Origin of the sequence: Paracoccus stylophorae, assembly GCF_028553765.1 — a bacterium.
Taxonomy (GTDB): Bacteria; Pseudomonadota; Alphaproteobacteria; order Rhodobacterales; family Rhodobacteraceae; genus Paracoccus; species Paracoccus stylophorae.
Genome location: NZ_CP067134.1, coordinates 2103514 through 2123139 on the forward strand (window position 1 = coordinate 2103514; position 19626 = coordinate 2123139).

At 68.0% G+C, this 19626-nt stretch carries 20 protein-coding genes; 13 read left to right on the top strand and 7 right to left on the bottom strand.

Going from position 1 to position 19626, the window contains the following annotated elements:
• Positions 1-110 precede the first annotated feature (110 nt).
• Positions 111-872: a DUF599 domain-containing protein gene (locus JHW45_RS10290; protein ID WP_272857609.1), complete on the top strand. Its 762-nt coding sequence runs from the start codon at positions 111-113 to the stop codon at positions 870-872.
• Here JHW45_RS10290 and JHW45_RS10295 read toward each other — a convergent pair.
• On the bottom strand, positions 790-1977 hold the full coding sequence (locus tag JHW45_RS10295) for an MFS transporter (protein ID WP_272857610.1): 1188 nt from the start codon (positions 1975-1977) through the stop codon (positions 790-792). The genes JHW45_RS10290 and JHW45_RS10295 overlap by 83 nt on opposite strands.
• A 139-nt stretch (positions 1978-2116) precedes the next feature.
• The gene (locus JHW45_RS10300) at positions 2117-2515 is read right to left on the bottom strand and encodes a hypothetical protein (RefSeq protein ID WP_272857611.1); all 399 of its coding nucleotides are present in this window, start codon (positions 2513-2515) and stop codon (positions 2117-2119) included.
• A gap of 55 nt (positions 2516-2570) precedes the next feature.
• On the opposite strand from JHW45_RS10300, the gene JHW45_RS10305 reads away from it, so the two are divergent.
• Complete coding sequence (locus JHW45_RS10305) at positions 2571-3344, top strand: alpha/beta fold hydrolase (RefSeq protein ID WP_272857612.1); 774 nt, start codon at positions 2571-2573, stop codon at positions 3342-3344.
• A 42-nt stretch (positions 3345-3386) separates the two neighbouring features.
• Here the strand turns inward: JHW45_RS10305 and JHW45_RS10310 are convergent, their stop codons facing one another.
• The 3 genes from JHW45_RS10310 to JHW45_RS10320 form a co-directional block, all read right to left on the bottom strand.
• A complete protein-coding gene (locus JHW45_RS10310; RefSeq protein WP_272857613.1) occupies positions 3387-3749 on the bottom strand; it encodes a cell division protein ZapA in 363 nt (120 codons plus the stop codon).
• The gene (locus JHW45_RS10315; protein WP_272857614.1) at positions 3750-4343 is read right to left on the bottom strand and encodes a hypothetical protein; all 594 of its coding nucleotides are present in this window, start codon (positions 4341-4343) and stop codon (positions 3750-3752) included. It abuts the gene before it with no gap.
• A 106-nt stretch (positions 4344-4449) separates the two neighbouring features.
• Positions 4450-6195, bottom strand: coding sequence for a BCCT family transporter (locus tag JHW45_RS10320; protein WP_272857615.1), 1746 nt, complete (start codon positions 6193-6195; stop codon positions 4450-4452).
• A gap of 253 nt (positions 6196-6448) precedes the next feature.
• Between JHW45_RS10320 and JHW45_RS10325 the strand changes: the two genes are divergently transcribed.
• The 4 genes from JHW45_RS10325 to hisH are packed head-to-tail and all read left to right on the top strand — an operon-like array spanning position 6449 to position 9710.
• Complete coding sequence (locus JHW45_RS10325; protein ID WP_272857616.1) at positions 6449-7102, top strand: potassium channel family protein; 654 nt, start codon at positions 6449-6451, stop codon at positions 7100-7102.
• A complete protein-coding gene (locus JHW45_RS10330) occupies positions 7099-8451 on the top strand; it encodes a TrkH family potassium uptake protein (RefSeq protein WP_272857617.1) in 1353 nt (450 codons plus the stop codon). Before JHW45_RS10325 ends, JHW45_RS10330 begins: the two co-directional genes overlap by 4 nt.
• 45 nt (positions 8452-8496) lie before the next feature.
• Entirely contained in the window at positions 8497-9084 is a 588-nt protein-coding gene (hisB, locus tag JHW45_RS10335; RefSeq protein WP_272857618.1) for an imidazoleglycerol-phosphate dehydratase HisB, read from the top strand.
• Positions 9081-9710 (top strand): imidazole glycerol phosphate synthase subunit HisH, encoded by a 630-nt coding sequence (hisH, locus tag JHW45_RS10340; protein WP_272857619.1) that lies wholly within the window; start codon positions 9081-9083, stop codon positions 9708-9710. The genes hisB and hisH overlap by 4 nt, the downstream gene beginning before the upstream one ends.
• Before the next feature lie 244 nt (positions 9711-9954).
• Here the strand turns inward: hisH and JHW45_RS10345 are convergent, their stop codons facing one another.
• A complete protein-coding gene (locus tag JHW45_RS10345) occupies positions 9955-10869 on the bottom strand; it encodes an aminotransferase class IV (RefSeq protein WP_272857620.1) in 915 nt (304 codons plus the stop codon).
• The gene (locus JHW45_RS10350) at positions 10866-11642 is read right to left on the bottom strand and encodes an HpcH/HpaI aldolase family protein (protein WP_272857621.1); all 777 of its coding nucleotides are present in this window, start codon (positions 11640-11642) and stop codon (positions 10866-10868) included. Before JHW45_RS10350 ends, JHW45_RS10345 begins: the two co-directional genes overlap by 4 nt.
• A gap of 141 nt (positions 11643-11783) precedes the next feature.
• Between JHW45_RS10350 and JHW45_RS10355 the strand changes: the two genes are divergently transcribed.
• The 7 genes from JHW45_RS10355 (at position 11784) to ade (ending at position 19592) form a co-directional block, all read left to right on the top strand.
• Positions 11784-12986, top strand: a complete 1203-nt coding sequence (locus JHW45_RS10355) for an SGNH/GDSL hydrolase family protein (RefSeq protein WP_272857622.1) — start codon at positions 11784-11786, stop codon at positions 12984-12986.
• 86 nt (positions 12987-13072) lie between these two features.
• Positions 13073-14119 carry a glycosyltransferase family 61 protein gene (locus JHW45_RS10360; RefSeq protein WP_272857623.1) on the top strand — a complete coding sequence of 349 codons (1047 nt, stop codon included), beginning with the start codon at positions 13073-13075 and terminating at the stop codon, positions 14117-14119.
• 141 nt (positions 14120-14260) lie between these two features.
• Entirely contained in the window at positions 14261-14794 is a 534-nt protein-coding gene (locus JHW45_RS10365) for a serine O-acetyltransferase (protein ID WP_272857624.1), read from the top strand.
• Complete coding sequence (locus JHW45_RS10370; RefSeq protein ID WP_272857625.1) at positions 14791-16368, top strand: AMP-binding protein; 1578 nt, start codon at positions 14791-14793, stop codon at positions 16366-16368. Before JHW45_RS10365 ends, JHW45_RS10370 begins: the two co-directional genes overlap by 4 nt.
• Entirely contained in the window at positions 16365-16601 is a 237-nt protein-coding gene (locus tag JHW45_RS10375; protein WP_272857626.1) for an acyl carrier protein, read from the top strand. Before JHW45_RS10370 ends, JHW45_RS10375 begins: the two co-directional genes overlap by 4 nt.
• Positions 16588-17832, top strand: coding sequence for a type III PLP-dependent enzyme (locus tag JHW45_RS10380; RefSeq protein ID WP_272857627.1), 1245 nt, complete (start codon positions 16588-16590; stop codon positions 17830-17832). Before JHW45_RS10375 ends, JHW45_RS10380 begins: the two co-directional genes overlap by 14 nt.
• Before the next feature lie 65 nt (positions 17833-17897).
• Positions 17898-19592, top strand: a complete 1695-nt coding sequence (gene ade / locus JHW45_RS10385; RefSeq protein WP_272857628.1) for an adenine deaminase — start codon at positions 17898-17900, stop codon at positions 19590-19592.
• Positions 19593-19626 lie beyond the last annotated feature (34 nt).

Sequence of the window (19626 nt, forward strand, 5' to 3'; positions counted from 1 at the left end):
ATGTGGCGCGCGGCGCGGCGGTCCCGTCGGACGGGCGCGCGCCGTCCGGTCACGATAGTCCCCGTCACGGGGGCTTTCAAGCCGGCGCGCACCGCCCTACAACCTTTGACATGACCATCGACATCGGCCTGCCCGCGATGCTGTATCTGCCCGACCTTGTCGCGGTCGCGCTGCTGTTTGCGGCGTGGTTCGCGATGGGCTGGCTGACCGAACGCCCGCCTGCGGGCCGGCCCTCGGTGTCGGTGCTGATGGCGCGGTTCCGGCGCGAATGGATGCTGCATTTCGTGACCCGAGAGCCGCGCATCTTCGATGGCAACATCCTGGCCAGCCTGCGCGAGGGCACGGCGTTCTTCGCCTCGGCCTGCATGATCGCGACCGGCGGCATCCTGGCCCTGATCGGCAATACCGACCAGCTTCGCGGTCTGGCGCGCGAATTCGATCTGGCGCGCGGCGCGGCGATCCTGTGGGAAATCAAGCTGCTGGTGACAATGTTCTTCGTCGTCACCGCGTTTCTGAAATTCGTCTGGTCGCACCGGCTGTTCGGCTATTGCGCGATCATGATGGCGGCGGTGCCCAACGATGCCGCCGATCCGGTCGCGCGCGACCGCGCCCTGCAGGCGGCGGATCTGAACATCACCGCCGCGCGCAGCTTCAACGCCGGGCTGCGCAGCGTCTATTTCGCGCTGGGCTCGCTGGGCTGGCTGGCGGGGGCATGGGCGCTGATGGCGGCGACGGTGCTGGTGCTGTTCGTGTCGTGGCGGCGCGAATTCGCCTCGGCGTCGCGCCGGGTCATCCTGCGCAGTCTGCCGCCGCCCCGGCTGCCCGATCCTGCCACACCGCCAGTGTCAGGACCACCGCGCCCCCGGCCGTAAGCACGATCCCCACCAGCCCCGGCGCCCGCCAGCCCCATCCGGCCGCCAGCGCCATCCCGGCCAGGAACGGCCCCAGCGCATTGGCCGCGTTGAACGCCGCATGATTCATTGCCGCCGCCATGTTCTGCGCGCGTCCCGCCACATCCATCAGCCGGGTCTGCAACGGCAGGACCAGCCCCGATCCCGCGCCCAGCAGGAACGACGACAGCACCATCATCGCCCAGTCGCCCACCGCCAGCGCGGCAAAGCCCTGCGTCGCGGCCATCGCGGCCAGCAGCAGATAGGCGGCGCGGATCTGGCCCACGCGCTCGGTCAGGCGTCCCGCGCCCCAGATGCCCAGCGTGCCGCCGACCCCGAACAGCGCCAGCGCCAGCGGGATGGCCCAGCCCGGCGCGGCGGTCGTGGCCAGGATCGCGGCGGTCAGGAAGGAATAGACCGCGAACAGCCCGCCGAACCCGATGGCGCCGACGGCCAGGATCCACAAGACGCGCGGATTGCGCAGCGCCTGCACCTCGTCCCAGGGGCGGGCATCGGGATTGCCGCCGACGCGCGGCGCGACCTTCAGGATCAGCCACGCCGACAGCAGCGCCAGAACGCCCGGCAGCGCGAAACCCCAGCGCCATCCGATCCCCTGCCCCAGCGCCCCGGCCAGCGGAACGCCGGCGATATTGGCGACGGTCAGGCCCATCACGATCTGCGCGGCCCCGCGGGCGCGATGTTCGTGCGGCAGCGCGTCGGCGGCATACAGCATCGCCACGCCCAGAAACCCGCCATGCGGCAGACCGGCCAGAAACCGCATCCCGGTCAGCGTGGCATAGCCCGGCAGCGCCGCCGCCAGCAGGTTCATCACCCCGTAGAAAGCGATCAGCGCCGCCAGATAGCGTCGGCGCGGCAGCCGCGCCCCCATGATCGACGTCACCGGCGCCCCGACCACCACGCCCAGCGCATAGGCGCTGATGACGTGGCCCGCCTGCGGCTCGGTGATGCCCAGATCGCCCGCGAAATAGGGCAACAGACCCATCGCCGCGAATTCCGAGGTGCCGATGGCGAACGCCCCCAGGGCAAGCGCAAGGATGGCGTGACGCAAATCACGGTTCTGGGTCATGTGGCGGTCCGTTCAGGAAGGTGTCGGGCATGGGACGGGTGTTAGCCCCAACATCACCCCCAGGCCCGACATTGGCAAGGGCCGCCGGCGACATGCAAGGGTTGCGCGCGCTGCATACAGACCGCCCGCCGCGGCGGCGTCACAGATGCCCGCGGCGCACCATGATCCACACGATCAGGGCCGCCAGAACCAGCAGCCCGAAGGCGACCGAGGCGGCAAAGCCGATCGCGCGACCTTGCCAGCGGCTGAGTTCACCCAAGGGTTGCAGATGGCCGACCAGCGCGGCATGGGCGCGGCTCAGCGCGGCCAGATCCTGCTGACGGGCAATGCGGGGCTGGGCGCTGATGCGGTCGGCCTCGGCCAGCCGCCGCGCGTGCTTGCGCAGCTTGCCGGGCAGCGCCGCGCCGCGGCGTCTGACCATCACGTGCAGCGGCGGCCGCTCGCCCCGCCGCGCGCCGCCGAAGCGCGCCGCCATCAGCCGCGCCACCTCGTCGGCCATCGGGCCGATATCCTCGAAACTCTGTGCCGGTCGCGTCATGGGCCGCAGGATAGTCGGGATGGCGGAGGCGCGCCAGACGCTCTAGGATCGCGGGATGAAGCTGAATCACACCACAACCGGCCCCGAATCCGGCGTGCCCATCGTCCTGGTCCACGGGCTGTTCGGACAGGGCCGCAATCTGGGCGTCATCGCCCGCAGGCTGGGCCGGACCCGCCGCGTCGTCACCGTCGATCTGCGCAATCACGGCGACAGCCCGCACGATCCCGATCACAGCTACGCTGCGATGGCCGGCGATCTGGCGCAGCTGATCGCGGATCTGGGCGGCCCGGTCGATCTGGCCGGCCATTCGATGGGCGGCAAGGCCGCGATGGTGCTGGCGCTGACGCAGCCCGGATTGCTGCGCAAGCTGGCGGTGATGGACATCGCCCCCGTCGCCTATGACCACGACCAGACCCACCTGATCGACGCCATGCAGGCGGTCGAGCTTGACGGTCTGGACCGCCGCAGCGAGGCCGACCGGCGGCTGGCGCAGAACCTGAACGCGCCGGCGCTGCGCGCCTTTCTGCTGCAACAGCTGGACCTGAAATCCGATCCCGCGCACTGGCGGCTGAACCTGCCCGTCCTGCGCGACTGGATGGATCGCACGACCGGCTGGCCCGACGACCTGCCCAAGGCAACGTTGAAGGGGCCGGCCCTGTTCATGGCCGGTGCCGAATCGGATTATGTGGACAGCGCGGGCGAGGATGCGATCCGCGACTATTTCCCGCAGGCCAAGCTGGTGCGCGTCAAGAATGCCGGCCACTGGATGCACGCCGACGCGCCCGAAGCGGTGGCCGACACGCTGGCCGTGTTTCTGGGCGACGGCTGAGCAGCGCGGCGACAGCCGCCAATCCCGCCGACAGACCCGAATTCAGCCCTTCTGCTGGTCGTCCAGCCGCTCGGCCAGCGATTCGGCCCGCGCGGCCAGTTCCGCCATCGCCTCTTTCAGATCGGCCGGGATCACCGGCACCTCGACCCGCGCCGGGTTGGATTGCAGCCGGTTCAGATGCCGCTCGGCCTTTTCGGCGCGATCCTCCATCGTGGCGTAACGGTCGGCCAGCATCAGCCCGGCCAGCAGCAGCAGCCGCGGCTCGGGCATCCGGCCGGCCTGTTCCAGGATCTGCTGCGCCTCGGCGTCCAGCAGCGCGGCGGCACGCTTCAGCAGCTTTTCCTCGCCGTCCTGGGCGCCCAGACGGTATTCCTTGTGTCCAATCGTGAAATCGACCTCGGCCATCTACCTGTCCCTGTCCTGTCCGTCCGCCGCCTCGCCCTCGGGCACGCCGGCGGAATCGCCTGCCATCTCGGGCAGGATCGTGTCGTCGCCGTCGCGCCCGTCCGGACCCGACGCCTCGTCGCCCTCGGCCAGCAGGCGTTCCAGTTCCTGCATGATGTCGCCCATCTGCGCGATCTCGGCGGCGCGGGCGGCGCGCAGCGCCTCGATCTCGGCCTCCAGCGCGACCAGCGCGGTTTCCTCGGGGTCGCCCTTGCCCTCGGCGCTTTCGATCAGGGCGCGATTCGCCGCCGCCAGCTCCTCGTTCGCGGCAGCCAGCCGCGCGGCCTGTTCGCCCGCGCCCGACAGCCGCGTGCGCGCCTCGGCCAGCGCCGCCTCCAGCGGGCCGCCGCGATCCGCGCGCAGCGCCGCCAGCTCATCGGCCAGCCTTGCGTTCTCGGCCTGCAGATCCTCGATCCGCGATTGCAGGTCCCGCCGGTCATCGGGTTCGGACGCGGCCGGGGATGCGGCCGGTCGGCCGGTTCCCGCCTCCAGCAGCTGGTCGATGCGGTCCAGCGCGGCGCTGAGGCGGCGTTCGCTGACGGAAATATCGCTCATCGCGTCGGTCCTTCGGTGGCGTCAAAGACGGTTTTCGCACCGCCTGCGTCATAAAACAAGAACGGGCGGGAAAACCCCGCCCGTTCCGATGGCCGTGCCCGGCGGTTCAGGCAAGTTCCCGCCGTTCCGCGATCAGCCCTTTGACGATGGCATAGCACGCCCCCAGCAGCACCAGCGTAAAGGGCAGACCGGTCGAAACCGCCATCGCCTGCAACGCGGTCAGCCCGCCGCCCAGCAGCAGGGCGATGGCCACCAGCCCCTCGATGCTGCACCAGAAGATGCGCTGGGGAACCGGCGAATTGACCTTGCCCCCGGCCGAGATCGTGTCGATCACCAGCGACCCCGAATCCGACGAGGTGATGAAGAACACGATCACCAGCACGATGCCGATAAAGCTGGTGATCGCGGTCAGCGGCAGGTTCGACAGCATCTCGAACAGCTTCAGCTCCAGCGCCGCATCGGTGATCCCGCTGATACCTTCCAGCGTCATCGTGATGGCCGTGCCGCCCAGCGCCGTCATCCACAGAACCGAGATCAGGAACGGCACGATCAGCACCGCGATCAGCAACTGGCGCACGGTCCGGCCGCGGCTGACGCGGGCGATGAACATGCCGACAAAGGGCGACCAGCTGATCCACCACGCCCAGTAGAACGCGGTCCATCCGTGCCGGAAATTGTCGTCGGTGCGCCCGAACGGGTTCGACAGCGGGATCAGCTGTTGCGCATAGGCGCCCAGATTGCCGAAGAACCCGGTGATGATCGACAGCGTCGGGCCGACCGCGATCACGAAGACCAGCAGCAGAACCGCCAGCACCATGTTGATCTCGGACAGCCGCTTGACGCCCTTTTCGACGCCCAGGATCACCGACAGGGTCGCCACGCCGGTGATGCACACGATCAGCACGACCTTGGACATGCTGCCCGCCGGAATCCCGAACAGAAAGTTCAGACCGGCCGTCGCCTGCTCGGCCCCCAGACCCAGCGAGGTCGCCAGACCGAACAGCGTCGCCAGCACCGCCAGAATGTCGATGATGTGGCCCGGCCAGCCCCAGATGCGGTCCCCGAAGATCGGATAGAAGACCGAGCGCAGCGTCAGCGGCAGACCCTTGTTGAACGAAAACAGCGCCAGCGCCAGCGCCACCACGGCATAGATGCCCCAGGGGTGCAGACCCCAGTGGAAGATCGTCGCGGCCATGCCCAGCCGCCGTGCCGCGGCCTCGTCGCCCGCCGCCCCGTTCAGCGGCGCCCAGTCGGTGCGCACGCCGTCCTCGACCACCGGGCCGGCCAGCGAGGTCTCGAAATGGCTCAGCGGTTCGCTGACGCCGTAAAACATCAGGCCGATCCCCATCCCCGCCGCGAACAGCATGGCGAACCATCCCGTCAGCGTGAAATCGGGCGTCGCCGCAGGCCCGCCCAGACGGACGCTGCCCAGCGGCGACAGGATCAGCCCAAGGCTCAGCAGCACGAAGATGTTGCCGGACAGCAGGAAGAACCAGGCCATGTTGCCGGTCAGATAGTCGCGCATCTGCGTGAAGACAGGCTCGACCTGATCGGGAAAGATCAGCGTGACGGCGGTGAACAGCACGATCGCCAGCGCCGAGATCATGAAGACCGGGTTGTGGATGTCGAAGGGGAACGGCTTGACGCCGTCGATATTGTCCTGGCCGACATGGTAATCGGTGTCGATGATCTGCGTCGGCCCCTCGGGTTCGGGCAGCGCCTCGACATCGGGCTGATGCGGTTCGGGATCGGCTTCGAACCGGCCGCTCAGCGCTTCTCTCTGGCGGTGTTCGTCTCCGGGGCGGCCCTTGTGATCCTTGCGGGATCGTTCCGTCTTTTTCTGATCCGACATGCGGTCCCTTCCGTTTCTTTTTGTTCAGATCGGTCGTGCGTGCGAATGGATCGGCATATCCTTGCCGAACAGACCCCGCCTTTTTTCACACTCCGCCCCGTTTGGCTACCGCCGCCGGAAAAACTTCGCCCGAACGTCTTGCCCCGCCCCCGCCCGATGCGACGCTGCGGCCCGGATGCCCCGGCTTGACCGCGTTTCGGCCGCGTGCGCAGTATGGCCGCGATGTGCGCAGATCGCGCGGCAAAGGTCGTTCATGGGCAGACAGAACCGCAGCTTCGTGGTCATCGGGCTTGGCGCCTTCGGCAGCGTCGTGGCCGCCGAACTGGCGCGGTTCGGCAATCGCGTGCTGGGCATCGACAAGGATCAGCGCCGGGTCGCCGCGCTGGCCGAACAACTGTCCAGCGCCGTCATCCTGGACGCCACCGACGAGGGCGCGCTGCGCGAGGCGGGCGCGGACCGTTACGATGTCGGGCTGGTCTCGATCGGCAACGATCTGGAGGGCAACGTCATCGCCGCGATGAACCTGCGCCTGATCGGGGTCGAGACGATCTGGGCCAAGGCCGAAAGCCGCACCCATCACCGCATCCTGACCAAGATCGGCGTCGACCGCGTGATCCTGCCCGGCGTGGAAATGGGCCGCCACGCCGCGCAGATGCTGAACAACCCGGCGGTGCAGGACTACATGGCGCTGGGCAACGGGTTCTCGGTCGTCAACCTGATGATCCCAAAGCGGCTGGACGACCGCAAACTGTCGCAGCTGAACCTTGGCGCGGGCGTCACCGCGCTGGGGATCATGCGCGGCACCGAACATGTCGATCTGCACGGCGATCCGGTCCTGCACACGAATGACCGGGTGCTGCTGCTGGGCAAGCGGGTCGATCTGACGCGGTTCGGCGACCGGTTGTGATCCGCCGCCCCCGACCGCTGGACGCGCTGCGCCGCTGGGTCGAGCGGACGCCGCCCCCCGCGGTGCTGGCGGTGCTGTATCTGGCCCTGATCGTCGCCGGCGGTCTGGCGCTGAAGCTGCCGGTGATGACCCGCCAGACGATCAGCCTGTCGGACGCGCTGTTCACCTCGACCTCGGCGGTGACGGTGACCGGGCTGGCGGTGCTGGACACCCAGCACGCCCTGACCTTCTGGGGACAGCTTGTGCTGGCGGCGCTGATCCAGCTGGGCGGGCTGGGGCTGATGACCTTCGCGGTGCTGGTCTGGTCGGCGCTGGGCCTGCCCATGGGGATCACCCATCACAACTATCTGCGCGAGGATCTGAACCAGACCTCGTATCTGCGCCTGACCCGGCTGGTGCGGACGATCCTGCGCGTCGTCGTCATCGCCGAGATCGCCGGCGCGCTGCTGCTGTGCCTGGCCTTCATGCCGCGCGAGGGGCTGGGCGCGGGGCTGTGGCACGCCGTCTTCCATTCCGTCTCGGCCTTCAACAACGCCGGCTTCTCGACCTTCTCGGCCGGGCTGACCGGATACGCCACCGATCCCGTCGTCAACCTGGTCATCCCCGCCCTCTTCATCCTGGGCGGCATCGGCTATGTCGTCGTCTCGGACATCCGCAACCGGCGCGTCTGGCATGGCTGGGGGCTGCACACGCGGCTGATGCTGGTGGGCACGGCGGCGCTGATCGTCATCGGGGTCGGGCTGACCGCGATCCTCGAATGGCACAACCCGCGCACGCTGGCGCAGTTCGACGGCGCCGGCGCGCGGCTGATGGTGGCGTGGTTTCAGGGCGTGACCACGCGCACGGCGGGCTTCAACACCACCGATATCGGCGGGCTGCACGATTCGACCTCGCTGCTGTATATGGCGCTGATGGTGATCGGGGCGGGGCCGACCTCGACCGGGGGCGGGCTGAAGGTGACGACGGTGGTGGTGATGGCGCTGGCGACGCTGGCCTTCTTCCGCCGCCGGACCGAGATCTGGGCCTTCGGCCGCTCGATCGGGCTGGATGAGGTGCTGAAGGTCATGGCGCTGGTCGCCATCGCCTCGGTGCTGATCTTCAGCGCGACCTTCCTGCTGATCGCCAGCCACGAAGGGCGCTTCCTCGACATCAGCTTCGAGGTGGCGTCGGCCTTCGGCACCACCGGCCTGTCGCGCGGCTATACGGCCGAGCTGACCGGCTTCGGCCGGCTGGTCATCATGGCGGTGATGTTTCTGGGCCGGGTCGGGCCGCTGACGCTTGGGTTCTTCCTGGCCACGCGGATCACGCCGCGCGTGCGCTATCCCCGCGGGCAGGTGCATCTTGGCTGATCGCCCCGCCCGGCCTATAAGGCCCGCGTCGTGAAAGGAAATCCCATGCGCAAGGCCACCATCACCCGCAACACCGCCGAGACGCAGATCCAGGTCACGCTGGATCTGGACGGCACCGGCCAATACGACAACCAGACGGGCGTCGGCTTTTTCGATCACATGCTGGACCAGCTTGCGCGTCATTCGCTGATCGACCTGACGGTGCGGGCCAAGGGCGACACCCATATCGACGACCACCATACGGTCGAGGATACCGGCATCGCCATCGGCCAGGCGCTAAGCCGCGCCTTGGGCGACAAGACCGGCATAAGGCGCTATGGCAGCTTTCATCTGGCGATGGACGATGCGCTGGTGCGCGCCGCGCTGGACCTGTCGGGCCGGCCCTTTCTGGTGTGGAACGCCGCCTTTCCGACGGGGCAGATCGGCGGCTTCGACACCCAGCTTGTGCGCGAATTCTTTCAGGCCCTGTCCACCCATGGCGGCATCAGCCTGAATGTCGCGCGGCTGGACGGGTTCAATTCCCACCACATCGCCGAGGCCGCGTTCAAGGCCGTCGCCCGCGCCCTGCGCGAGGCGGTGGAACCCGATCCGCGCATGGTGGGCGTCCTGCCCTCGACCAAGGGCGCGCTATGAAGGTCGCGCTGATCGACTATGACAGCGGCAACCTGCATTCGGCGCAAAAGGCATTCCAGAAGATGGGGCGCGATCTGGGGGCGCGGATCGTCGTCACCTCGGACCCCGACACCGCGCTGCGCGCCGACCGCATCGTTCTGCCCGGCGACGGCGCCTTTCCCGCCTGCCGCGCGGCATTGGGTCAGGTGGACGGCATGGCCGAGGCCCTGCGCGAGGCGGTGCTGACCCGCGGCGTGCCCTTCATCGGCATCTGCGTGGGCATGCAGATGCTGGCCACGACCGGCCACGAATACCGCCGGACCGCCGGTCTGGACTGGATCGGCGGCGAGGTGACGGCGATTGCCGCGCCGGGGCTGAAGGTGCCGCATATGGGCTGGAACGATCTGGTCATCGACCGCCCCCACCCCGTGCTTGACGGCATCGCGACCGGCGATCACGCCTATTTCGTCCACAGTTGGCAGTTCCGCGTCACCGATCCCGCGCATCTGCTGGCGCATGTCGATTACGGCGGCCCGGTCACGGCGGTGGTGGGCAGCGACAACATCGTGGGCACCCAGTTCCACCCCGAAAAATCCCAGACCGTCGGCCTGCGCCTGATCGCCAATTTCCTGCGGTGGAATCCCTGAAAGGGCGGCCGCCCCGCGCGACGCACAAGCCTGCGACCGGTTCCAGACCGATGGCGCGCGCCCTCTCCCCCGCAAGGGTTGACCCTTCCTTAACCGCCAGCCCGCAAGCGGTGTACACGCTGTGCCCATGCGGTGCCCGCGCGGTGCACGCCCCGTGCCCCCCATTTTCCAGCAATTGCGGGGCTTTCAGCGCGTGCCTCCTGTTGCGCCGCACCGTGCAACGCGCGCCGCATCGCGCAACGCCTCAGCCCTCGGCATAGGCCGCATACAGATCGGCCACCCGGCCCGTGACCGGACCCGGCAGCCCCGCGGGCAAGGCGCGGCCGTCGATACTGGCGACCGGGGTGATCCCGCCCAGCGTGCCGGTCACGAACGCCTCGTCGGCGGCATAGGTCTGGGCCAGCGTGAACGCACCCTCGCGCACCGTTCCGCCCGCCTCGCGCCACAGCCGGATCACCGTCGCGCGGGTGATCCCGCTGAAACAGCACGTCCCGTCCGAGGTCCACAGCGTATCCCCCCGCACGATAAAGAAATTCGTGGAATTGCAGCTTGCCACAAAGCCGCGGTCGTCCAGCATCAGCGCCTCGTCCGCGCCCATGCCGACCGCCTGGTTCAGCGCCTGGATAAAGTTCAGCCGGCTGTGCGAATTCAGCCGCAGATCGAACACATCCGGCGTCGAACAGCGAATGGCCGAGGTCATCAGCCGCAGGCCCCGCGCCTTCAGTTCTGGGTTCGGACGCTTGTATTCCGCCAGGATCACGATGGTCGGACCCGAGGCGACAAAGCGCGGGTCCTGATTGATCGTGGTCTTGGTCCCGCGCGTCACCATCAGCCTGATATGGGCGCCGTCCTGCATGTCGTTGGCCGCCAGCGTGCGGAAGATTTCGTCCGCAAGTGCCTGACGATCCATGCCAATATTCAAACTGATCGAGTTCGCGCCCTCATACAGCCGGTCCAGATGCGCCGTCAGCGACAGGATGCGCCCCCGCACCAGCCGCAACCCTTCCCACACCCCGTCGCCCAGCCCGAACCCGGCATCGAAGATCGACACGCGGGCCTGATCGCGCGGCACCATCTCGCCGTTCACATAGACCAGCACATCGTCGTTTCTGGCATCGTGGGCATAGCTTTGGGCGCTGTCCTGGCTGTCGTCGGTCATGTCGTCTCCGGTCTTGTGCGCGCCTCGGCCAGGCTGGCCGCCAAAGCGCGCGTGAACATCCCTGTATCGGTCGACAGCGATGCGAAATCAAAGCCCTGGTGCAGCATGTTCGCGACCATCGCGCCGCTGCCGCAATGGATGCCGGCCATCAACCCCGCCTGCCGGGCCGAGGTCAGGATGGCGCCGATCGCCTCCAGCACCTCGGGCGCGTCGGGTTGCAGCGTCGGTTCGTGACCCAGCGAAAGCCCCAGATCGGCCGGCCCGACATACACGCCCGACAACCCCTCGACCTGCATGATCGCGTCGCGATGGGCCAGCGCCTGCGCGGTTTCGATCATCGCAAAGACCTGCACCAGCCCGCCCGACCGCGCGACGTAATCGGGATGCAGCGAACCCGCCCGCGTCGGCCCATAGCTGCGCGTGCCAAGCGGCGCATAACGCGTCGCCGACACCAGCGCGCGCGCCTGATCGGGCGTGTTCACCATCGGGCAGACGATCCCCGTCGCGCCCGCATCCAGCATCTTCATCGCGATCCCCGGCTCGTTCCACGGGATGCGCACGAATTTCGGCGCCGGGCTGGCCGACATGGCCTGCAACATCGCCAGCGCCACCTGATAGTCGATCAGCCCGTGCTGCATGTCCACGGTCAGCATGTCGAACCCGGACCGCGCCACGATCTCGGCCGTGACCATCGACGGGATGCAGCACCAGCCGTTCACCGCCTTGTTTCCGGCCGCGAAATAGGCCCGGAAATCGTCGCTTGTCAGCCGCATCCCAGCCTCGTTGCCTGTTTGCCGCCCGCAAAGGCAAGCATGACCTGTCCAAAAGAGCAAGCGGGGCGGAAGGTTGTTGCCAGATGCGGGCGCAGGCCGCTAACACCATGCCGATTGTCTTCAGCAGTGCAGGGCGCGCGCATGTCGGGCGGAAAAATCTGGGTCATGCTGCCGGCGCTGGCCTCGGCCGGTCTGCTGTCGCTTGGGCTGTGGGCGGGCCAGCCGCAGCCGCCGGTAACCGGACCGACCCCGCCCGTGGCGACCGGCCCGCGCGCGCCCGCGGGGATGACGGTGCAGTTTCAGGCAGGCAGCCGGCCCGATGCCGCGATGTCGCCCCTGCCCGCGCGCGTGACGGGCCGTGCCGCACGCGATGGCGACGGCTATCTGCATCAATGGCCCGGCTTTCACGCCACCGCCCGGTTCAGCGGCACCGCCGTCGCGCTGGCCATCGACGACAGCGTCAACCGCTATCGCGTGACGCTGGACGAGACGCAAATCGTGCTGACCCGCGTGGGCGCAGGGATGCTGCGCATCGGCGGGCTTGCGCCCGGCCGCCACCAGATTAGGCTCGAGAAGCTGAGCGAAAGCGCCCAGATCGCGCGCTTCGACGGGTTTTTCCTGCCGGCGGGCGCGGACCCGCTGCCGCCGCCGGACCGGGCGCCGCTGATCGAGTTCGTGGGCGATTCCGACACCGTGGGCTATGGCAACACCGCCCCGGGCCGCGACTGCACGCCCGAACAGCAATATCTGGCCACCGACACCTCGATGGCCTACGGGCCGATGGCGGCGCGGGCGCTGGATGCCGATTACCGGATCGTCGCGGCCTCGGGGATCGGGCTTGTGCGCAATCTGGGCGGCGATCACGGTCCGGCCATGCAGGACCTGTATGACCGGACGATCCCGTCCCGTCCCGGCACCGCGCCGCAGCAGCCCGCCGACGTGATCGTGATCGCCGTGGGATCGAACGATTTCGCGGAACGGCCCGACCTGAAGGAAGGGCACCAGAACCTGATGCGCCAGCAGCGGATCTTCGCGTCCCGCCTGTTGCGGTTCATGCGCGCGCGGCGGGCCGAGGCACCCTCTGCCCGGATCGTCCTGCTGGTCTTTGGCGAATACGGCCGCAATCTGGTCGAGGCGCATGAAGAGGCGCGCGACGCCTTTGCGGCGGATGGCGACCGGGCCGATCTGCTGATCCTGCCGGAACTGGCGCGCACGGCCTGTCACTGGCACCCGTCGCTGAACGACCACCAGATCATCGCGGGGATGCTCACCGACCTGCTGCAATCGCCCCGACCGGCGTCGGAACCGGGCGAGGATCGCGACGGCGACTTTCCCCCAAGCTGATTCTGTCCTAACCTGCCGGGCCAGGGTCGGGTGGCGGCACCACGCGCCGCCGACCCTTGCCGATAGCCGACGGAGCCGCGACCGACATGCCGATGCGATCCCTGCGCCCGCTGGCCAACAAGATGCGTCGGCTGGCCCGGCTGCGTCAGCCCGGCCTGCTGGATCTTGCCGTGGACAGTTGGGAAATCTCGCCCGCCGAGATCGTGGACGTGCCGCCGGTGATCTGCCTGCCCGGACAGGCCGACCGCATCACCCGCACCGAATTTGCCAGCCTCGACACCGTCCTGCGGTCGCTGGACGGCGATCCGGCCACGCCGATGGCCGCGACGCGGGGCTATCTGCTGCGCGACGTCGATTTCGTCGACGGCGTGCTTTACGCCGGTCGGGCCGAGCTGCATCTGCGCGCCCGGTCCCGGTCGGCGCTGGCGCATCGGCGGCCCGTCCGCAGCATGTCGGGCGCGCTTTACGAGACATGGGTGGGCAATCGCTGGTTCGGCAACTGGCTGCTGGACGATTGCCTGACCTATCGTCTGGCCGAGGATGCGGGCCATCCCGTCACCTCGACGCCCGAACGCGGCGGCCATGTCCCGCGATACGAGGACTTGCTGGACATGTCGCCGCGCCGGGTCGGGGACGTTCATTTCGACGAATTGATCCTGTTCGACGACCATCCGAACAATTCCGGTCGTCTGGCGCGCGCCCAGGACATGCGCGCCCGGCTGCTGAAGGGCCGCGATCCGCAGCCCAATCCTGGCGTCTTTCTGTATCGCGGCCGCAGCGGCGATGCGCGGGTTCTGGAAAACGAGGATGAGCTGGCCGAAAAGCTGCACGTCCATTACGGCTTTCGGGTGATGTTCCCCGAGGATCACACGGTCGATGAATTGCTGGACGCCTGCGGCGCCACGCAGATCGTGGCCGGGGTTGAGGGCAGCCAGCTGAATCACGGCATGACGGTGATGCCGCCCGGCGGCACGCTGCTGACCCTGCAACCGGCCGACCGCGCGACGACGGCGATGAAGCTTCTGACCGACCGCTGGCAACAGCGTTTCGCGATGATCGTGGGTCCGGGGACCGCCGGTTCCTTTCGCATTCCATGGGACGATGTCCGGCGCACGCTGGACCTGATCCTGTAGTTTTGGACAATTTGGCTGCATTCAGGTCAATATGAGATTGAAATGACAGGGCCCGCCGGTCATTTTGCAGCCTCGGAAAGGGTTGAGCCGTTGGCGGCGATACATCCTTTGCATGTTTTGCAAGTTCGGAGTTTTCGGCCAGTGTGGCAACAGATACGCAAAGATTACGACCGGCACGGACGCCGGATCACCGATGCGGCGTTCATATCGCTGGCTGTCCATCGCTATGGCCGGTGGGCGATGCAGCGCCGGAACCGCGTGGCGCGCTGGATCGCCAACAAGGTCTATGGGCTGATGACGATCCTGATCCTGAACGTGACCAAGGTCTGGATTCCGCCGAATGTGCAGCTGGGCGAGGATTTTCATATTATCCATGCCGAAGGCTCGCTGTCGATCCATCCCGACGTGGTGATCGGGGACCGCTGCGGCGTCATGCACAACGTCACCATCGGCACCAATATGGGACCGGGCGCGCCGAAGATCGGCGATGACGTGTTCATCGGCGTCAACGCGACCGTGCTGGGCCGCATCAGGATCGGCAACCGCGTGCGCATCGGCGCAAACACCGCGGTGACGACCAATGTTCCCGATGACTGCATCGTCGTCGGATCGCCCGGACGGATCTTTCCCAGCCTGCCGATCTTCGCGCAGAAGAAAAAGGCGGAACAGCCGTGATCGCGGGCGGCGATTCCTCGATGTGGCGGCTGCTGGCCGACAATCTGCCTGCCCGTCCGGACAAGGTGGCGCTGATCGACGCGCGGCGGCAGGCAAGCTTTGCCGAGGTCGCGGCCGAGGCCGGGCGCGTGGCGGCCTGGCTGGCGGAACGCGGCGTAAATCCGGGCGACCGGGTGATCGTGCATCTGCGCAAGGGCATCGACGAGGTGACGGCGATGTTCGGCGCCTGGAAGATCGGCGCGGTGGTGGTGAACGTGAACCATCAGTGGACGCCGGCGCAACTGTCCTATGTGGCGGGCGACTGCCGGGCACGCGCGGCCATTCTGGGCGCGAACGTGCTGAAGGGGCTGGCCGCCGATCCGCTGCCGGGATCGGTCGAACATCTGCTGGTGCAGGGGCGCGCGACCGCCCTGCCCGACGGCGCGGCGGCATGGGACGATCTGCCCGCCGCCGACGGTCCCGAGGCGCGCGTCGATCCCGGCGATCTGGCGGCGATCATCTATACCTCGGGGTCGACCGGCAAACCCAAGGGCGTGATGCTGAGCCATCGCAACATCCGCGTGGGCGCGGTGTCGGTCTCGCAATATCTGGGGCTGGCTGCGGATGACCGGCTGCTGTCGGTCCTGCCCTACAGCTTCGATGCCGGGCTGAACCAGCTGACCGATGCGTTGCTGATGGGGGCGACGGTGATCCACCAGCCCGTCGCGATGCCGTCCGAGGTGGTGCGGATGGCCGCCGAACACGGCGCCACGACCATCGCGGGCGTGCCGCCGCTGTGGAATCAGGTGGTGCGCTATCTGGCCGATGCCGCCATCCCGCTGCCCGCCCTGCGGCGGGTAACCAATACGGGGGGCAAGATTCCCCCCAATATCCTGGAACTGATGCCGCAGGTGTTTCCCGGCGCCGACATCTTTCTGATGTATGGTTTGACCGAGGCATTCCGGTCCACCTATCTGCCGCCCGCAAAGTTCGCGCGCAAGATGGGCTCGATCGGGCAGGCGATCCCGAACGCGCAGATCTTCGTGGTCCGCCATGGCGAGGGGATCGCGGGGCCGGGACAGCAGGGCGAACTGGTCCATGCCGGCCCGCTGGTCAGCATGGGATACTGGGAACGCCCCGATCTGACCGCCGAAAAGATCCGCGTGCTGCCGGAGTTGCGCGACGTGCTGGGCGATGCGCCGGTGGTCTGCTCGGGCGATCTGGTGCGCGTGGACGAGGACGGCGATCTGTGGTTCGTCAGCCGCATGGACGACATGATCAAGACGCAGGGATTCCGCCTGTCGCCCACCGAGGTCGAGGATATCGTGTCGCAATCGGGCATCGTGACCGATGTGGTCGCCTTCGGAATCGAGGATGACGATGCCGGCCAGGTCGTTCATGTCGCCGCCAGCCTGATCGGACAGGCGGATGCGCCCGCGCTGCTGGCCCACTGCCGCCGGGCCATGGCGCATTACATGGTTCCGCGCCATATTCACCCGTGGGCAGGGGCGATGCCCCGCACCGCCAGCGGCAAGCTGGACCGCCCCGCCATCATCGCCGCCGCCAGGGCGGCCCGCCAGAAGGACATTGCATGAGCCTGACCGCCGACGACCTGATCCGCTTTATCCGCGACGAGTTGAACATCGAGGACGAGATCGACCCCGAAACCGAGCTGTTCTCGACCGGGATCCTCGATTCCGTCGCGATGATGAACATCATCGGCTTTGTCGAGGAAAAGACCGGGATCGAGGTGCGCCCCGCCGATGTGACGCTGGAGAATTTCGACACCTGCCAACGGATCGTGGAATACGCGCGTGAACAGGCCTGAACCCGACACCGACCGCATCCTGACGCAGGCGGCGGAACGGTTCGGCACGCCCGCCTATGTCTATCTGACCGATGTGATCGAGGCGCGGATCGCGGCGTTGCAGGCGGCGTTCGGCCGCTGGTTCAGGCTGTCCTATGCGATGAAGTGCAACCCGAACCCGGCGCTGCTGGCCTGGCTGAACGGGCGCGTGCCGTTCATCGACGTGTCCTCGGGCGGGGAATTCCTGCTGGCGACCGGCGCGGGCTGGGATGCAGGCCGGGCCAGCTTTACCGGCCCCGCCAAGCGCGAGGTCGAGTTGCGCACGGCCATCGGCGCGGGTCTGGGCGAGTTGGTGATCGAATCGCTGCGCGAGGCGCGGCTGGCGGATCGCATCGCGGCCGGGCTGGGGCGGCGTCAGAACGTGCTGATCCGCATCGCGCCCGACCGCGTGCCCAAGGGTTTCGGCGACCAGATGGCGGGCCGGCCCAGCCCTTTCGGCATCGACGTGGAAGAGGCCCCCGAGGCGCTGGCCCAGATCATGGCGCTGCCCAATCTGCGCGTCGCGGGGCTGCACATCTATTCCGGCACGCAATGCCTGAAACCCGCCGCCATCGTGGAAAACTGGGGCATCTTCACCGCCATCTTCCGCGATCTGTGCGCGTCCCACGACCTGCGCCCCGACCGGCTGATCTTTGGCGCGGGTCTGGGCATCCCCTATCACCCGGGCGATGCGCCGCTGGATCTGGAACAGGTGGCGGCGGGCGCGGCCGACGATCTGGACGCGCTGACATCCGATCCGCGCTTTGCGGACACCGAACTGGTGCTGGAACTGGGCCGCTATCTGGTCGGCCCGGCGGGGTACTTCGTCACCCGCGTCACCTCGGTCAAAGACTCGCGCGGCACCCGGATCGCGATCTGCGACGGGGGCATGAACACGCATCTGGCGGCATCGGGGCATTTCGGCATGGTGCTGCGCCGGAACTATGTCATCCATCGCGTCGGCGGCGGCGAGGGCGAGGTGAAGACCGACATCTCCGGCCCGCTTTGCACCTCGATCGACAAGCTGGGCACGAATGTCGTCCTGCCGCGTCTGGATGAGGGCGATCTGATCGCGATCCATGCCAGCGGCGCCTATGGTCCGACCTCAAGCCCGGTGAACTTCATCAGCCACCCCACCCCACGCGAGATCGTCGCCGAGGGCGGGCAATTGCGCGACGCCACCCGGATCGAAGGGGCGGGGCTGCGCGACTAAGGCCCGCTCTGGACGGCGGGGCGGGGATACGGTTCTATGGTGCGCGAGGATAACCGGAGGCGGCCATGGACGATCTTGAACGGCGCATCGCGCAGGCGCGCGGCGATGAACCGGCCGATCTGGTGCTGCGCGGCGGGCGTGTGTTCGATCTGATCACCGGCGAGACGATCGAGGGCGATGTCGCGATCTGCGGCGACCGGATCGCGGGCGTGGGCGATTATCAGGGACGCGAGGTGATCGACGTCACCGGACTGACGCTGGTGCCGGGGTTCATCGACACGCATCTGCACGTCGAATCCAGCCTGGTCACGCCCTTCGAATTCGACCGCTGCGTGACCCCGCGCGGCATCACCACCGCGATCTGCGACCCGCACGAGATCGCCAATGTCATCGGTCTGGACGGCATCCGGTATTTCCAGCAGGCCTCGCCGCATCTGCTGATGGATCTGCGGGTGCAACTGCCGTCCTGCGTGCCCTCGACCCAGATGGAGACCGCCGGCGCGCGGATCGAAGCGGACGATCTGCGCGAGGTCATGGACCATCCCTCGGGCATCGGGCTGGCCGAATTCATGAACTATCCCGGCGTCATCCACCGCGATCCGACCGCAATGGCCAAGCTGCGCCTGTTTGCGGGCAAGCATATCGACGGGCATTGCCCGCAACTGTCCGGGCGCGACCTGAACGCCTATGTCGCCGCCGGCATCCGCACCGAGCACGAGGCGACGACGGCCGACGAGGCGCGGGAAAAGCTGCGCAAGGGGATGCGGGTGCTGATCCGCGAGGGTTCGGTCAGCAAGGATCTGCGGGCGCTGCAACCGGTGCTGGACGAACGCACGTCGCCCTATATGTGCCTGTGCACGGATGATCGCAATCCGCTGGACATCGCGGAACACGGCCATCTGGATCACATGATCCGCACGCTGATCGTGATCGGCACGCCGCCGCTGGCCGCCTATCGCGCCGCCTCGCTGTCGGGGGCCGAGGCGTTCGGCCTGAAGGATCGCGGGCTGATCGCGCCGGGGCTGCGCGCCGATATCGTGGCGCTGGACAGTCTGGAGGGTTGTCACGCGCAGATCGTGCTGTGCGCCGGCAGGGTCGTGGACGCGGCGGCCTTTGCCTCGCGCGGCAGCGTGGCGCCGGTGGGGCGCAACTCCGTCCGCGCGCCGCGTGTCGGCGCCGCCGATTTCCGCTGCACGGGCAACCGGGTCGAAACCGATGTGATCGGCATCGAGGAAGGCCGGATCATCACCCGCCATTTGGTGGAAGACATCGCGCCGCAGGACGGCGACAAGCGGCCGGACACGTCGCGCGACCTGCTGCGGATCGCGGTGATCGAACGGCACGGCAAGAACGGCAACATCGCGACCGGCTTCGTGCGCGGCTTCGGCATGACGCGCGGCGCGATGGCCGGCACGGTCTGCCACGATCACCACAACATCGCCGTGGTCGGCGCGGATTATGACGACATGGCGCTGGCCGCGAACCGGCTGTCGGCCATCGAAGGCGGGTTCGTGGTGGCGGAAAACGGCCGCATCCTGGCCGAGCTTGCCTTGCCGGTCGCCGGGCTGATGAGCCTTGAGCCGTTCGAGACGGTGCGCGACCGGCTGGCCGATCTGCGCCGCGCGGCCGCAAGCCTGGGCGTGGTGCTGGACGAGCCGTTCCTGCAACTGGCGTTCCTGGCGCTGCCGGTCATTCCGGCGCTGAAGATCACCGATCGCGGCATGGTCGATGTCGAACGCTTCGAGATCATCGCGCGCTAGCGTTGCCGCCCAAGGCGCGGCGGCCGGGGTATCC

Excerpts from the sequence above, each read along its gene's own strand:
- hisH (WP_272857619.1), top strand. The coding sequence starts at position 9,081 with ATGAAGGTCGCGCTGATCGACTATGACAGCGGCAACCTGCATTCGGCG.
- JHW45_RS10360 (WP_272857623.1), top strand. The coding sequence starts at position 13,073 with ATGCCGATGCGATCCCTGCGCCCGCTGGCCAACAAGATGCGTCGGCTG.
- JHW45_RS10290 (WP_272857609.1), top strand. The coding sequence starts at position 111 with ATGACCATCGACATCGGCCTGCCCGCGATGCTGTATCTGCCCGACCTT.
- JHW45_RS10305 (WP_272857612.1), top strand. The coding sequence starts at position 2,571 with ATGAAGCTGAATCACACCACAACCGGCCCCGAATCCGGCGTGCCCATC.
- JHW45_RS10310 (WP_272857613.1), bottom strand. The coding sequence starts at position 3,749 with ATGGCCGAGGTCGATTTCACGATTGGACACAAGGAATACCGTCTGGGC.
- JHW45_RS10325 (WP_272857616.1), top strand. The coding sequence starts at position 6,449 with ATGGGCAGACAGAACCGCAGCTTCGTGGTCATCGGGCTTGGCGCCTTC.
- JHW45_RS10350 (WP_272857621.1), bottom strand. The coding sequence starts at position 11,642 with ATGCGGCTGACAAGCGACGATTTCCGGGCCTATTTCGCGGCCGGAAAC.
- JHW45_RS10375 (WP_272857626.1), top strand. The coding sequence starts at position 16,365 with ATGAGCCTGACCGCCGACGACCTGATCCGCTTTATCCGCGACGAGTTG.
- hisB (WP_272857618.1), top strand. The coding sequence starts at position 8,497 with ATGCGCAAGGCCACCATCACCCGCAACACCGCCGAGACGCAGATCCAG.
- JHW45_RS10320 (WP_272857615.1), bottom strand. The coding sequence starts at position 6,195 with ATGTCGGATCAGAAAAAGACGGAACGATCCCGCAAGGATCACAAGGGC.
- JHW45_RS10345 (WP_272857620.1), bottom strand. The coding sequence starts at position 10,869 with ATGACCGACGACAGCCAGGACAGCGCCCAAAGCTATGCCCACGATGCC.
- JHW45_RS10355 (WP_272857622.1), top strand. The coding sequence starts at position 11,784 with ATGTCGGGCGGAAAAATCTGGGTCATGCTGCCGGCGCTGGCCTCGGCC.
- JHW45_RS10295 (WP_272857610.1), bottom strand. The coding sequence starts at position 1,977 with ATGACCCAGAACCGTGATTTGCGTCACGCCATCCTTGCGCTTGCCCTG.
- ade (WP_272857628.1), top strand. The coding sequence starts at position 17,898 with ATGGACGATCTTGAACGGCGCATCGCGCAGGCGCGCGGCGATGAACCG.
- JHW45_RS10300 (WP_272857611.1), bottom strand. The coding sequence starts at position 2,515 with ATGACGCGACCGGCACAGAGTTTCGAGGATATCGGCCCGATGGCCGAC.
- JHW45_RS10315 (WP_272857614.1), bottom strand. The coding sequence starts at position 4,343 with ATGAGCGATATTTCCGTCAGCGAACGCCGCCTCAGCGCCGCGCTGGAC.